Origin of the sequence: Shewanella fidelis ATCC BAA-318, from assembly GCF_000518605.1 — a bacterium.
GTDB lineage: Bacteria > Pseudomonadota > Gammaproteobacteria > Enterobacterales > Shewanellaceae > Shewanella > Shewanella fidelis.
Genome location: NZ_KI912460.1, coordinates 107,797 through 121,701 on the forward strand (window position 1 = coordinate 107,797; position 13,905 = coordinate 121,701).

14 protein-coding genes are annotated in these 13,905 nt (G+C 42.0%); 5 read left to right on the forward strand and 9 right to left on the reverse strand.

From position 1 onward, the window contains the following. Positions 1–89: 89 nt before the first annotated feature. On the forward strand, positions 90–707 hold the full coding sequence (locus tag L884_RS0118315; RefSeq protein ID WP_028768847.1) for a LysE/ArgO family amino acid transporter: 618 nt from the start codon (positions 90–92) through the stop codon (positions 705–707). A gap of 54 nt (positions 708–761) precedes the next feature. On the opposite strand, the gene bcp is transcribed toward L884_RS0118315, so the two are convergent. After that, positions 762–1,232: a thioredoxin-dependent thiol peroxidase gene (gene bcp, locus L884_RS0118320; RefSeq protein ID WP_028768848.1), complete on the reverse strand. Its 471-nt coding sequence runs from the start codon at positions 1,230–1,232 to the stop codon at positions 762–764. A gap of 22 nt (positions 1,233–1,254) precedes the next feature. Next, positions 1,255–1,791, reverse strand: coding sequence for a glycine cleavage system transcriptional repressor (locus tag L884_RS0118325; RefSeq protein ID WP_028768849.1), 537 nt, complete (start codon positions 1,789–1,791; stop codon positions 1,255–1,257). Positions 1,792–2,030: 239 nt separating this feature from the next. Between L884_RS0118325 and dapA the strand changes: the two genes are divergently transcribed. The 4 genes from dapA to L884_RS0118345 all read left to right on the forward strand — a co-directional run bounded on the left by dapA (position 2,031) and on the right by L884_RS0118345 (position 8,534). Next, positions 2,031–2,915 carry a 4-hydroxy-tetrahydrodipicolinate synthase gene (gene dapA, locus L884_RS0118330; RefSeq protein ID WP_028768850.1) on the forward strand — a complete coding sequence of 295 codons (885 nt, stop codon included), beginning with the start codon at positions 2,031–2,033 and terminating at the stop codon, positions 2,913–2,915. 3 nt (positions 2,916–2,918) lie between these two features. After that, positions 2,919–4,016: an outer membrane protein assembly factor BamC gene (bamC, locus tag L884_RS0118335; protein WP_028768851.1), complete on the forward strand. Its 1,098-nt coding sequence runs from the start codon at positions 2,919–2,921 to the stop codon at positions 4,014–4,016. Positions 4,017–4,362: 346 nt separating this feature from the next. Then, positions 4,363–5,445 (forward strand): efflux RND transporter periplasmic adaptor subunit, encoded by a 1,083-nt coding sequence (locus tag L884_RS0118340; protein ID WP_028768852.1) that lies wholly within the window; start codon positions 4,363–4,365, stop codon positions 5,443–5,445. Next, complete coding sequence (locus L884_RS0118345; protein ID WP_028768853.1) at positions 5,442–8,534, forward strand: efflux RND transporter permease subunit; 3,093 nt, start codon at positions 5,442–5,444, stop codon at positions 8,532–8,534. The genes L884_RS0118340 and L884_RS0118345 overlap by 4 nt, the downstream gene beginning before the upstream one ends. A 68-nt stretch (positions 8,535–8,602) precedes the next feature. Here L884_RS0118345 and L884_RS0118350 read toward each other — a convergent pair whose 3' ends face one another. The 7 genes from L884_RS0118350 to L884_RS0118380 form a co-directional block, all read right to left on the reverse strand. Beyond that, positions 8,603–8,806: a DUF2897 family protein gene (locus L884_RS0118350; protein WP_028768854.1), complete on the reverse strand. Its 204-nt coding sequence runs from the start codon at positions 8,804–8,806 to the stop codon at positions 8,603–8,605. A 19-nt stretch (positions 8,807–8,825) separates the two neighbouring features. Next, positions 8,826–9,563 (reverse strand): 3-deoxy-manno-octulosonate cytidylyltransferase, encoded by a 738-nt coding sequence (gene kdsB / locus L884_RS0118355; RefSeq protein ID WP_028768855.1) that lies wholly within the window; start codon positions 9,561–9,563, stop codon positions 8,826–8,828. Positions 9,564–9,919: 356 nt separating this feature from the next. Further along, entirely contained in the window at positions 9,920–10,528 is a 609-nt protein-coding gene (gene can, locus L884_RS0118360; protein ID WP_028768856.1) for a carbonate dehydratase, read from the reverse strand. Positions 10,529–10,757: 229 nt separating this feature from the next. Further along, on the reverse strand, positions 10,758–11,597 hold the full coding sequence (locus L884_RS0118365; RefSeq protein WP_028768857.1) for an alpha/beta fold hydrolase: 840 nt from the start codon (positions 11,595–11,597) through the stop codon (positions 10,758–10,760). A gap of 57 nt (positions 11,598–11,654) precedes the next feature. Next, positions 11,655–12,338, reverse strand: coding sequence for a M15 family metallopeptidase (locus tag L884_RS0118370; protein ID WP_028768858.1), 684 nt, complete (start codon positions 12,336–12,338; stop codon positions 11,655–11,657). Next, the gene (gene dapE, locus L884_RS0118375) at positions 12,329–13,474 is read right to left on the reverse strand and encodes a succinyl-diaminopimelate desuccinylase (protein WP_028768859.1); all 1,146 of its coding nucleotides are present in this window, start codon (positions 13,472–13,474) and stop codon (positions 12,329–12,331) included. Before dapE ends, L884_RS0118370 begins: the two co-directional genes overlap by 10 nt. Further along, positions 13,471–13,815 carry an ArsC family reductase gene (locus L884_RS0118380; RefSeq protein ID WP_028768860.1) on the reverse strand — a complete coding sequence of 115 codons (345 nt, stop codon included), beginning with the start codon at positions 13,813–13,815 and terminating at the stop codon, positions 13,471–13,473. The genes dapE and L884_RS0118380 overlap by 4 nt, the downstream gene beginning before the upstream one ends. Positions 13,816–13,905: the final 90 nt, after the last annotated feature.

A 13,905-nucleotide genomic window follows, 5' to 3' on the forward strand; every position in this document is an offset into this window, starting at 1 on the left:
TTATGGCTTATTAAATTTATTAGCTGTACTTATTTTTGTCCAACACATATTCTTGCCAGCAATTGAGTTAAACGGTTTTTGAGGCGGAAATGCAAACAGCTTTTATACAAGGGGTAGGAATAGGTGGAAGCCTAATTATGGCGGTAGGTGCACAAAACGCATTTGTGTTAAAGCAGGGGCTAAAGCGCTCTCATTCTCTACCTATAGCTGCGATCTGTTCATTTATTGATGCGGTGATGATTACCGCGGGTGTTGCAGGTTTAGGTCACTTAATCTTAGCTTTTCCTTTGATTAAAGATATTGCAAGCTTTGGTGGTGCACTATTCTTATTGTGTTATGGCTATAGTGCCTTAAAGTCATCATTTAATGAAAACCGACTTGATAGTGATGAGGAGCATGCTGCTGATAGTTTAAAAAAGGCGGTACTTACCACGTTAGCGATCAGTTTATTAAACCCGCATCTTTATCTCGATACCGTTGTGCTGCTAGGTAGTATTAGTGTGCAATTTGAAGGCGTAGAAAAACAATGGTTTGGTGCTGGCGCAGTACTTGCCTCATTTGTTTGGTTTTTTAGTCTCAGCCTTGGTGCTAAATATTTGAGCCCTATCTTTAAAAAGCCTAAAGCATGGTGCTATTTAGACCGCTTTATTTGTGTCACCATGTGGTCGATTGCCGCAGCGCTTATGTATCCATACATAATGGCTTAGTCATCAAATCAAAAAAGGAGCCTAAAGGCTCCTTTATCTTTATTATACGAATGCTTAATTGCCTTTTAGATGGGCTAACACAACTTCGTGATGATCTTTGGTTTTAAATTTATTAAACACATGGGCTACTTTACCGTCTTGGCCAATTAAAAAGCTTAAGCGGTGAATACCGTCATAAACTTTACCCATGAATTTCTTTTCGCCCCAAACTCCGAAAGCATCTGCAATAGCATGGTCTTCGTCACTCAGTAGTGAAAAGTTAAGTGACTGTTTGTCAGAGAACTTAGCTAATTTTGCGACAGGATCTGGGCTTAAGCCTAGAACGGTCACAGATAGGTCGTTAAGCGACTCTTTGCTATCTCTTAAGCCACATGCCTGTACAGTACAGCCTGGAGTTGATGCTTTAGGATAGAAATAAACCAGTACTGGGCCTTTTTGTAGTTCTGCTTCTAGGCTAATGGTTTCGTCAAATTGGTTTTGTAGAGTAAATAGTGGCGCTTTATCGCCTGCTGTTAAGGTATTCATATTCTCTCTATTATCCTGTTGTTTAGCTTTCTACACCTTGCATACGTTCAATGGTACATTCAAGTGCTAACTCAGTTGCAAGTTCAAGTATTCCCACTTCGAGTTTATCGATATCAACCTTTTCCGGTACATTAATGGTTAAATTAATATTTTGAGTCGGATTGCCTGATTCATCTTCTTCGGCATGAGATTTTACCGCGGCGATATCAAGCGAACGCTCAGCCATAAACTGGGTGATTTTTCCCATTGTTCCACGTTGATCGCGGCCGCTGAAAGTAATGTCGAAACGGCAAATGTAGTTTTGTGGCGTATGCTTAGACGTACGTTTCATTACAGTAAGTAATTCAAGTTCCACACTTAAACTTGGTAACGAGGTTTCCATTTTTGTGATTGATGGCCATGAACCTGCAAGCATCATAATTAAGGTAAATTCATTACCAAATAGTGCCATGCGACTATCTACGATATCGCAATCACACTCACTCGCAAGTCGTGCAAACTTACTCACAATACCAGGGCGGTCTGCCCCCATTGCAGTAACGACTAAGTGATTGGACATTTAATACCCCATATTTATTATTTTTAGACTAAAAATTCGCCTGAATTTCAGCGTATTTTATTTGTGGTCGCTTATGCTATCACAAGTTGATACGTTTGCGATCTTTGTCATTGTGATCTGTTGGCTAATTTAATATGTTTCAACTTGATGACGATTATGCTTAAGTCTTGCGTTCTAGTGCTTGTTTTTAGTGGATTGCATCAGTACCATAGCCAGTCCTGAACCCTTGGGGAATACACATGATATACGGAAGCATCGTTGCCTTAATCACACCAATGAACAGTGATGGCACAGTAGATTATAAGAGTCTTGAAAGTTTAGTTGAGTACCACATTGCCCAAGGTACTGATGCCATAGTGGCCGTAGGTACTACTGGCGAGTCAGCAACACTCCCCCCAAAAGAACACATTGAAGTTGTTAAGCAAACTGTTAAGTTTGCCGCCGGTCGAATTCCCGTTATTGGTGGCAATGGTGCCAATGCGACAGCTGAAGCAATTGAGTTAACCAAAGCGCTATCGACAACTGGCGTGGCAGCAATGTTAGGTGTAACACCTTACTACAATAAACCTACGCCAAAAGGCTTGATTGCACATTACACTGCAGTTGCGCAAAGTACCGATATCCCACAAATTTTATATAACGTACCAGGTCGTACTGCTGTTGATATGAAACCAGAAACTGTGGCGCAATTGGTTGATGTGGCTAACATCATTGGTGTTAAAGAAGCTACGGGTGATTTGTCGCGAGTGGCAGAACTGCGTCGTTTATGCGGTGACGAATTTATGCTTTACAGTGGTGATGATGCAACTGCGAGAGAATTTTTAACTTTAGGTGGTAACGGGGTTATTTCTGTTGCTAACAACATAGTTCCTGCGCAATTTAAAGCTATGTGCTCTGCTGCACTTGCTGGCGATGTTGCAGCAGCTATTGCAGCTGAAGAACCGATTAAAGATTTATTTTCAGTACTATTTTGCGAAGCTAATCCAATACCTGTAAAGTGGGCTGCTCACCGCATGGGACTTATTAGTCAAAATGAAATTCGTTTACCTTTGACTGAACTTTCTAGTGAGTTTCATGGTCTGTTGCTAGAAGCGATGAAGAATGCCCGAATAGAGGTTAAATAATAAATGCTAAAGCAAATTACCCCTTTAGTTTTAGTTGTTGCGGTATCTGCTTGCAGTACACCAACTGAAAGAAAGTTAGCAAATGATATTGATCAAAACTATCAAGACTTAACTGCTACGCCTAAGTTGATCATCCCTGAAGGGTTGAATGAACCAACTTATAGTAAAGAGTACGAGATCCCAGAGGTCGGCGCTAAAGTTGACCAAAGCTTAACTGGTAATAGACTTGATATTCGTCCACCGTTACAGGTTTTGCCTATGGCAGAAGGAACCCGTGTGGAAGAGGGCAGTGAAAATATTAAAGTAGTTGTTGAATCAATCGATAACGATATTTCGTTAAAACAAGAATTATTTGACGCGCTTAAAGAGTACTTTGCCAAGAAGTCTATTTCATTACGCAGTGAAAACTTTGAAAAAGGCACCCTTGAAACGGATTGGATTGAAAGTGACGAAGTCATTGAGTCTAGCTTATGGGGCAGTGACAAAGTTTATAAACTTAAGCAACGCTACCTGTATACAGTTGATGTGCGCCCACATGGTCGCAGCGGCAATCTCACCATTGATTTAGTTGAACACGAAGAAAGCTATGATGGCGATCTGCAAGATGTTTTATTAAGTGGTGAAGATAAGCGTCGCTACACGATTGATAGATTAAATGACTCGATCAGTTTTATCAGTATCGAGCGTGCTAAGGCGCTTAAAGCTAAGCGTTTAAAAGAAAGCCTAGGTATTGACGTTAATTTAATCAATGAAGCGGAAGAGCAAGCCTATTGGTTAGCCGATGCGAAGTTTAAGCGTACTTGGGATCGATTACGTATCGTACTGCCTGAAATGGGCTTTGAAATCGTCGATATGGATAGTAACAAAGGTTTACTCTATATCAATGTAACCGATGACTCTGGTTTCTGGAGTTCATTGTGGAGTGAAAAAGAGCTACCAATCGAAGCGGGTTCATACCGTATTGAGCTAAAAGATGGTGCAGACGATAAGACTGAGATCCATTTACTTAATTCAGAAAATGAACCTTTGTCTAACGAAGTCGTTAGCGCAGTATATGATGGTTTCTCTGAGCTAATGCAAGAAGACCGTAAAGTACGTTAGTTAACGAAATAATTATGTAAAAAGGAGCCTAATGGCTCCTTTTTTGTATTTTGAAACTGTACTTAAATACCAATCGATATAAATAAACTGTTTTCAACGACATTGAAAGCAGCAGTAATTTAATTATCATTGGCTGCAGAGATCATTGCTTCTGTACAAGAGTTAGTAGATTGACTGCATGTGATTTTGACTATTTGGCGCATATTTCACTAGTAAACTGATTTAACGCTGTACTTATACTATGTGTGACTGAATTGTGTAATTTGTAAGAAAAGGTAAAGCGTATTGAAGCTAATTTGTGTCTGAGTAAACTAAGCCAAAATAAAAGAAGTTTATGCAGGCATTCATGAAAAAAATAATAATTGTCTTACTCCTCCTAATTGGTGCTGGCTATTTCTATTTTCAGCAGCAACAACCCGTCAAGCAAGTCAAAAAATCTCGTCCAATACCAAATGTCGTGGTAACAAAAGCAACCATGGAACCTATTAGGGATGAAGTGGAAGCGCTTGGCACCAGTAAGGCTAATGAGTCTATTACTGTGACTCCCAAGGTGACTGAAGTGGTTACTCAAGTTAACTTTGATGATGGTGATCTAGTCAAAAAAGGTCGCCTTTTGGTGCAACTGCAAGACAGTGAACAGCGTGCACGTGTGACAGTGGCGAAGGTGAAAGTTAACGATCATCAAAGGGAGCTTGAGCGGATTAGAACCTTGGTGACCAGCCAAACGATTGCAGAGCTTGAGCGAGACCGTCTACAAACATTAATCGATACCGCTAAAGCCGAATTGGCACAGGCGCAATCAGCATTGAGTGATCGCCAAATTATCGCACCGTTTAGTGGAGCTTTAGGATTACGTCAAGTGAGTACTGGCGCTTTAGTGTCTCCGGGCAACGCGATTACCACATTAGATGATATATCGGTTATTAAACTTGATTTCTCAGTGCCTGAACGTTTTATTCAATCTTTAGCGCTAGGAAAGAAAGTTGAAGCGCAAGCTGTGGCTTTTGACGGTGAAGTGTTTCAAGGCAAAGTGGTATCGATAGATAGCCGTATTAATCCAAGCACTCGTGCAGTTATTGTAAGAGCTGAAATCCCTAACCCTGATCAACGTCTATTGCCTGGGATGTTGATGAAGGTGAAATTAATTAAAACCAGCCGTGATGCGCTGATTTTACCTGAGTCAGCCATCATTCCTATCCAAGATAGACATTATGTCTATTGGGTAAATGATGAAGGAGTGATTGAACAAAAGCAGGTAGAGCTTGGGCTAAGAAAACGTGGCTGGGTTGAGATCCTTGATGGTATTGCACTTGATGAGCAAATTGTGGTGCGAGGGATCTTAAAAGTGAGACCCGGTGATAAAGTCAAAGTGACCTTCAGTGAGCGCTTTAGTTTTCTTAAGCAGGCGAGTGTGGAGCCTGTGGTATGATTTTAACTGATCTGTCGGTTAAGCGGCCGGTATTCGCTTCTGTTATCAGTATATTATTAATTATCTTTGGCTTAGTCGCATTCGAAAAGTTACCACTGCGTGAATATCCCAATATTGATCCACCTGTGGTGTCGATCCAAACCAATTATCGTGGCGCAAGTGCTGCGGTGGTTGAAAGCCGGATCACCCAGCTAGTAGAAGATAGAATTAGTGGTGTTGAGGGAATTAAACACATTACCTCATCTAGCCGTGATGGTCGCTCTGATGTCACCCTCGAATTTGAAGTTGGCCGCGACATTGAAGCGGCAGCTAACGATGTACGCGACCGAGTTTCAGGGCTGTTAAACAATTTACCTGAAGAGGCCGAACCACCAGAGGTTGAAAAAGCCAATGGCGGTGATGAAGTGATTATGTGGTTAAACTTGGTTTCAGACCAAATGACCACATTACAGCTTACAGATTACGCGCGCCGCTACATTATCGATCGTTTCTCTGTTATCGACGGCGTGGCGAATATGCGCTTGGGCGGCGGTAAAGTCTACGCAATGCGCGTATGGATTGACCGTCAGGCATTGGCTGCACGAAATCTGACCGTTGCGGATATTGAATCGGCTCTGCGCTCGGAGAACGTTGAATTACCCGCTGGTAGTGTCGAATCAAAAGCGCGTCATTTTACTGTGCGCTTGGAGCGAAGCTTTAGAACCGCCGATGATTTCGCTAACTTGGTTTTAGCTGAAGGCGATGATGGATACCTGATTAAGCTAGGTGATGTCGCTAAAGTAGAAATAGGCTCTGAAGAGGAGCGTATCACCTTCAGGGGCAACCGAGAGAATATGATTGGTCTTGGGGTGTCTAAACAATCAACCGCGAATACGTTAGATGTGGCTCGTGCAGCGAACAAACTGGTTGACCAAATTAATCCGACATTGCCCGCTGGCATGGAAATTAAGCGCTCTTATGACAGCTCAGTATTTATTGAGGCATCAGTAAAAGAGGTTTATCAAACCTTATTTATTGCCATGTTCCTCGTCATAGTGGTGATCTATCTGTTCTTAGGCAGTGTAAGGGCGATGTTAATCCCAGCATTGACTGTGCCGGTATCGTTAATGGCAACCTTTATTGTGTTGTTCGCTTTAGGCTACACCATTAACTTGCTAACTTTGCTGGCAATGATTTTAGCCATTGGCATGGTCGTTGATGATGCCATTGTTGTGCTCGAAAATATTCATAGAAGGATAGAAGAGGGCGATTCTCCATTAAAAGCTGCTTATCTTGGTGCTAGAGAAGTCGGTTTTGCGGTTATTGCAACAACCCTTGTTTTAGTCGCTGTGTTTATGCCTATCACCTTTTTAGAGGGAGATTTAGGTAAGCTATTTAAAGAGTTTGCTGTTGCCATGAGTGCCGCGGTAATTTTCTCAAGTATTGTTGCGCTTACATTAAGCCCGATGATGTGTTCAAAGGTGCTCAAACCTTCGGCACAAGACCCTTGGCTAGTACGTAAAATCGATGCGGGCATGGATAAACTTGCAGAGGGATATCGTCGTAGCTTAAAACGAGCGATGGCACATCCTTATTTGGTTTCTTCAATCATCCTAATTGCATTAATGACGAGCGTATTTTTAGCGAAAGAAGTACCACAAGAGTTTGCTCCTCGTGAGGATCGTGGCTCGATGTTCTTGATTGTTAACGGTCCACAAGGTGCTAGTTTCGAGTACATTGAATCCTATATGGATGAGATTGAAAACCGCTTAATGCCATTGGTTGAAGCTGGCGAAATCAAGCGCTTATTGATCCGAGCGCCGAGAGGTTTTGGCCGCAGTGCAAACTTTTCAAATGGTATGGCTATTATTGTTCTCGAAGATTGGGCTGTAAGGCGCAGTGCTTTTGAAATTATCGGTGATATTCGAGGTCGCTTATCTGACTTAGCTGGTGTTCGCGCTTTTCCGGTTATGCGCCAGGCGTTTGGCCGAGGCGTTGGCAAACCTGTGCAGTTTGTACTAGGTGGCCCAAGTTATGAAGAACTCGCTAGATGGCGCGATATTATTCTAGAAAAAGCCAAAGAAAATCCTAATCTGGTTGGCTTAGATCATGACTATAAAGAAACCAAGCCGCAGTTAAGAGTGATTATCGACAAAGACAGAGCAGCAGATCTTGGGGTGTCTATTTCTCACGTGGGACGTACACTTGAGTCAATGCTAGGTTCAAGATTAGTGACCACCTTTATGCGTGATGGTGAAGAGTACGATGTGATTATCGAAGGTAATCGTGATAATCAAAATACGGCTACGGATCTGGAAAATATCTATGTGCGTTCAGATCGAACTAAAGAGCTGATCCCGTTATCGAATTTAGTTCATGTAGAAGAGTATGCGGATGCTAGCCAGCTAAATCGTTATAACCGAATGCGAGCCATTACCCTAGAGGCAAGTTTAGCTGATGGATATAGTTTGGGAGAAGCGCTCGACTATTTGAATGATTTGACACATGAATACCTACCTGCAGAGGCAATCGTCAGCTACAAAGGTCAATCGCTGGATTACCAAGACTCTGGTAATTCGATGTACTTTGTATTTATTCTCGCACTTGGTATTGTATTTTTAGTGTTAGCGGCCCAGTTTGAAAGTTACATTCATCCTATGGTGATTATGCTAACAGTGCCCTTGGCGACTTTAGGTGCACTTATTGGGTTATGGGCGACAGGACAAACGCTCAATATCTATAGCCAGATTGGGATTATCATGCTGGTGGGGCTAGCAGCCAAGAACGGTATTCTGATCGTAGAGTTTGCTAATCAACTTAGAGATAAAGGTATGGCGTTCCAAAATGCTATTATCCAAGCAGCAAGTCAGCGTTTAAGGCCAATCTTAATGACGGGGATCACCACCGCAGCAGGGGCTATACCTTTAGTTCTCGCTGATGGAGCCGGTGCTGAAACACGTTTTGTTATAGGTGTGGTGGTACTGTCTGGTATTACGCTAGCCACTTTCTTTACTTTATTTGTTATTCCTGTAGCGTACTCATTAATGGCTAAAAACTCTGGCTCTCCAGAAATGATAGCTAAACAACTTGAGAAGGAGCTGGCTGACTAGCCTGCTAGATCATCAAGATATAAAAAGGCGCGTTAAGCGCCTTTTTTGTGGTTATATCGAAATTCAAGTTAAGCTTTGTCTTTATCTTCAGCTTGACTCGGTTTTGTATCTGCAGATGCTGGTTGATCTTTTTGCTCTGATTTCTCACGCTTATGGTGATCTTTACCAAAATGAGTCATCTTGTGCTTAGCGCTATATTTTAATACTGCAAGATTACTACCTATGACGCCTAAAACGAGTAATATTAACAGTCCAACTTCAAGATCTGACATAACCTAAATAGCCTCATGTTTAGTCTACTGCAAGTCGTGCTTCACAGATGCGAATGTCTTCAGGTGTATCGACTTCAGGGAAGTCAAACGCGCTGATAGCCACTTTAATTTTATAACCGTACTCTAGTGCTCGCAGTTGTTCTAATTTTTCTAACTCTTCTAAGCGGCCTAATGGCAACTTAGCAAATGTTTGAATGAACTTACGCGTATAAGCGTAAATACCTATGTGTTTGTAAACTGGATACTCACTGGTGTCACGGCCAAATGGAATGCGTGCGCGAGAGAAATACAAAGCGTTATGGTTATTGTCGAATACCATTTTTACATGGTTTGGATCGTTTAGCTGGGCTTCATCTTTGATCTCTACACCTAAAGTGGCCATATCAAACTCACCCGGATGACGCTCACATAGGCTAACGAGTTGCTCAATCGCAATGGGATCAATCAGAGGTTGATCACCTTGCAAGTTAATCACTAGATCGTCTTGTGCTAGCCCTAGGATTGAAATCGCTTCATCGATACGGTCAGTGCCAGAGGCGGCGTTTTCACCAGTCATTACGACTTTACCACCGAAACCTTCTACTGCATCTTTAATACGTACATCATCGGTCGCAACATAGATCTCTTTGATGCCTTTTGCTAACGCTGCGCGCTCGTACACATGTTGGATCATTGGCTTGCCACAAATAGGCGCTAAAGGCTTACCAGGAAAGCGACTTGAGCCATAACGGGCAGGGATTAACAAGGTTACATTCATTCAATTTACCTATTTAATAATTATCGGCTTCAACGCTCGAAACCATACATGCTTGTAAAATCCGCGGAAACAACCCTTTGAGCATTTTGTCGGCGGGTTTTTGTTACCGCATGCGGCTAAGTGATTTAAAACTAAGCATCAACACGTATTTACGTTTGCTTTGTTTTGACTAAAAATAATTATAAACTGGAAGCTCTATTGGTTGTTGTTTTTTTTGCGTTGTTACAGAAAACACCTGTAACTACTGATGCAAGTGATGGTTTTTTTACCCTTTGAGATACAAAAAAGCTAACTCAGTAATCTACTGAATTAGCTTTAACATACAACAATTCACCAAGCGGTTAGATGGCGTTTTGTTAGTCTTTAGCTGTTTCGTTGTTGACGGTAACGTCTAGATCAGACAATAAGCCGTTTTCTACGCTGTAAATCCAACCGTGCACAGCAAGTTCTTGGCCTCTATCCCATGCATCTTGAACTATGGTTGAACTGGTTACGTTAGCCACTTGCTCCATTACGTTCAATTCACATAAACGGTCAAAACGTTCATCTTCATCCATATTATCTAGATCTGCACGATGGATACGATAAATGTCACGAATGTGACCAAGCCAGTTATCAATCAGCCCTAATTTATCAGTACCCATTGAAGCTTTAATACCGCCACAGCCATAATGACCAACAACCATAATATGCTTAACTTTTAGCACTTCAACTGCATATTGCAGCACTGATAAGCAGTTGAGATCAGTATGAATAACCATGTTGGCAATGTTTCTGTGTACAAACACTTCACCAGGCATTAAGTCGATAATTTGGTTTGACGGCACGCGACTATCAGAGCAACCAATCCATAAGTATTCTGGAGTTTGTTGCTTTGCAAGTTCTTCGAAAAATGTTGGATCTTCTTCTAAAATTCTACCCGCCCAGCGGCGGTTATTATCAAAAAGTGGTTTTAGTAGTTTCATGCTGCTCTTATCTATTCGGTCAGTTAAGAAAAACGCTTAGCAAACGTAGTCTAACACTTTTACTATTGCTTGCTGGTCTACTCAGTAATATAGACTCGTTGCCTTAAATGTTTGTTAATTCTGTTGCAATTTGGTTTCATTTGTTTTGCGTTGCAGGTCTGTTGTTATCTATGTGTGGCAAAGGAAACATCAAACCTGAAAGGCAGAATTGCTTTTACTGAGCCGTATATCAACTGATATTGTTCGACAGGAACTCAGTTAGATGCTTATTAATAAACTCAGGTTGTTCAAGTGTCGAAATATGTCCACACTCGGGGATATGAATGTACTGACTTGCAGTGATTGCGTCATGCATTAAGTAGCCCTCAAGTACACTGCGGGCTTTATCTTCTACCCCGGTCATGATTAGACAAGGAAGAGTAAATTGCTCTACATCGTCCATGGTATCACGGCGGCCGAAGATCATTTTGCCAACTTGGTAAATTGAATCGATTTCATTTGCAGTAATTTGCTGCAGATGTTGCTCGAACTGATTAACTAACTCCGGCTTTGGATTGTTAGCAAAAAACAGTGGCGAAATAGCGGCAGTGATTTTACTCGATATAGTCTGTTCAGCTTTAATAACATCAAGCATTGCATAATATTTATCTCGAGTGATTTCAGGCTCATAGCCAATAAAGCTACCTAGCATAACCAAGCTTTTTACTCGTGATGGGGCACTAAGTGCCAGTTCAGCTCCCCACATGCCACCAACCGATAAACCTATGATTGAAAATTCTTGGATTTTAAGGTTATCCATTAGCGATAGCATATTGGCCGCAACATCTCTTAAATTACGGCAGCTTGTTGGTACCGGACCGGAAAAACCGTGCCCCCATAGATCGGGTACGATACAGCGATAATGCTGACTTAACAGACTAATTTGTGGTGCCCACATTTGGCTATCCCACAAATAGCTGTGGCCCATAAGTAATACAGGACCCTGGCCTATATCGAGGTAGCTTAGCGTACTGTCATCGATTTCAATTTGATGTCTATGTTGGCTAAAAGAGTGGCTAGTGGTGCTCATGTGTGGTGAATTCTCTAACAAATAGGTTGAATTAATATGCTTACAATAAGCGCTTTATCATGCTTCTTGAGGCGCAGGGGCGACTCGATAGACGTATTCTGCTACGAGCTCATCGAGTTGCGCTAAAATGTGTTGCTTTAAACTTACATCTGATGCTGTAAGTACCGCCGCTAACTCGGCTGGATTAAATTGTTTAATATAATGCGTTGCGACTGGATAATAACTTAAATGCCAAGGTTCAGGACTTACACCGCTAAGCCCCTGTTGAAAGGGCAAGTAAAAACCAAACTGTTGCGCGTGTTGCGCTAGCCACTGATTTAGCTTGAAACAGGGACCGTCTGCTTGATATTCAGTTGATACTAGCTGTAGTTCTTGCTTGTTTATTTTATTGGCATCAAAAACATCGATGTCTGTACCCCAGTGATGGCGGGACATACCTGGAATGGCTGACCATAATAAGATGTAGTCGATCAATTCATTTGCGGTCAAAAACCGAATGTCTACAGGGACAGAGTTTTGGTCTAGTACCGGGCGGTTGCCGCTGACTTTATTATTCCAAATCAACAATTGCCTATCGAAGTCTCGATATGCTGAACAGATCTGTAAATCAATACCATCAGCTTTTGCTGCGCTTTGCATTGCAATAAAAGCGTTGGCGGTTTGCTGTTGCAAACGATAGCCTAAACAGTCAACTAAATGTTGGCTGTCTAGACCATACAGAATACTTTGATTTATTTGCAAAGTAAGTGTTCCAAAATTGCTTGGTAACAATCGGTGAGAAGTTCAAGATCGGCAACTTTCACGCATTCATTCACTTTATGAATGGTGGCGTTTACAGGACCAAGTTCAATCACTTGGGCACCAGTAGGAGCAATAAAGCGACCATCAGATGTACCACCTGATGTTTGCGGATCGGTATCTATACCAGTTACTTGCTTAATAGCAGCTTTTGTCGCCTCTAATAATGGACCTTCGCCGGTAAGAAAAGGTAGTCCATTAAATACCCAATCAATGTCGTAATCTAAGCCATGTGCATCAAGTATGTTAAGCACGCGTTGAATCAAGATCTCAGCGGTCACTTCAGTTGAATAACGGAAATTAAACATCACCTCAAGCGTACCTGGGATCACATTTGATGCTCCGGTACCACCGTTAATGTTTGCAATTTGAAAGCTGGTTGGCGGGAAAAACTCATTGCCATTGTCCCACTTCATTCTCGCAAGTTCATCTAATGCAGGTGCTGCTTTATGAATCGGGTTATCAGCAAGGTGAGGGTAGGCCACATGTCCTTGGATCCCTTTAACAGTCAGATTACCTGTTAAACTACCACGGCGACCGTTTTTAACGATGTCACCGAGCTTATGGGTCGACGAAGGCTCACCAACTAAAGACCAAGTGATTTTTTCATTACGCGCTTCTAAGGTATCAATAACGCGTGTAGTGCCGTTAATGAAGGGACCTTCTTCGTCACTGGTGATTAAAAAGGCGATTGAGCCATTATGATCAGGATGTTTGGCAATAAAGCGCTCTGTTGCCACTAGCATTGCTGCTAATGAACCTTTCATATCTGCAGCGCCGCGGCCATGTAAATAACCATCTATAACAACTGGGTCAAATGGAGGTGTATGCCAGCGGTTAAGATCGCCAACAGGGACGACATCAGTATGGCCTGCAAAACAAAATAGTGGTGCATCCGTGCCTTTGCGAGCCCACATATTAGTGGTGTCTTCAAAGACCATTGATTCAATGTTAAAACCTATCTTAGCGAGTCGCTCTGCCATGAGTTGTTGGCAGCCTTCATCTAAGGGAGTGACTGATGGTCGCGAGATCAGGTCTTTCGCTAACGCGAGAACGGCAGAATCTTCTACACCGCTCATAGGTTAAACCACTTGCGGTAGTCTGCTTCTTTGAAGCCTACTTGTACTTGATCATTAGTAACCAAAACCGGACGTTTGATTAACGTTGGATACAAGGCCATAAGGGCAATGGCTTTTTTCTCGTTTAGATCGCTTTTTTCGGTATCAGTTAAGTTTCTAAAACTTGTACTGCGCTTGTTGAATAGGTTTTCCCAACCGACAGCGGCAACCCATTGTTCAATTTGTTCTTCTGCGAGTCCATCTTCACGAAAATCATGAAAAGCGACATCTAACTGATTCGCTTCCAACCATTTGCGCGCTTTGCGTACGGTATCGCAATTTTTAATTCCAAAAAGTATCAAAAGGGTACTCCGATCTAATTTTTATAGGTTGCCAGCATTGTGTCATTGCTTGTGATTCTGCTCAAGGGTGAATTGCTGCTAAATAGCATT

Excerpts from the sequence above, each read along its gene's own strand:
- L884_RS0118315 (WP_028768847.1), top strand. The coding sequence starts at position 90 with ATGCAAACAGCTTTTATACAAGGGGTAGGAATAGGTGGAAGCCTAATT.
- bcp (WP_028768848.1), bottom strand. The coding sequence starts at position 1,232 with ATGAATACCTTAACAGCAGGCGATAAAGCGCCACTATTTACTCTACAA.
- L884_RS0118325 (WP_028768849.1), bottom strand. The coding sequence starts at position 1,791 with ATGTCCAATCACTTAGTCGTTACTGCAATGGGGGCAGACCGCCCTGGT.
- dapA (WP_028768850.1), top strand. The coding sequence starts at position 2,031 with ATGATATACGGAAGCATCGTTGCCTTAATCACACCAATGAACAGTGAT.
- bamC (WP_028768851.1), top strand. The coding sequence starts at position 2,919 with ATGCTAAAGCAAATTACCCCTTTAGTTTTAGTTGTTGCGGTATCTGCT.
- L884_RS0118340 (WP_028768852.1), top strand. The coding sequence starts at position 4,363 with ATGAAAAAAATAATAATTGTCTTACTCCTCCTAATTGGTGCTGGCTAT.
- L884_RS0118345 (WP_028768853.1), top strand. The coding sequence starts at position 5,442 with ATGATTTTAACTGATCTGTCGGTTAAGCGGCCGGTATTCGCTTCTGTT.
- L884_RS0118350 (WP_028768854.1), bottom strand. The coding sequence starts at position 8,806 with ATGTCAGATCTTGAAGTTGGACTGTTAATATTACTCGTTTTAGGCGTC.
- kdsB (WP_028768855.1), bottom strand. The coding sequence starts at position 9,563 with ATGAATGTAACCTTGTTAATCCCTGCCCGTTATGGCTCAAGTCGCTTT.
- can (WP_028768856.1), bottom strand. The coding sequence starts at position 10,528 with ATGAAACTACTAAAACCACTTTTTGATAATAACCGCCGCTGGGCGGGT.
- L884_RS0118365 (WP_028768857.1), bottom strand. The coding sequence starts at position 11,597 with ATGAGCACCACTAGCCACTCTTTTAGCCAACATAGACATCAAATTGAA.
- dapE (WP_028768859.1), bottom strand. The coding sequence starts at position 13,474 with ATGAGCGGTGTAGAAGATTCTGCCGTTCTCGCGTTAGCGAAAGACCTG.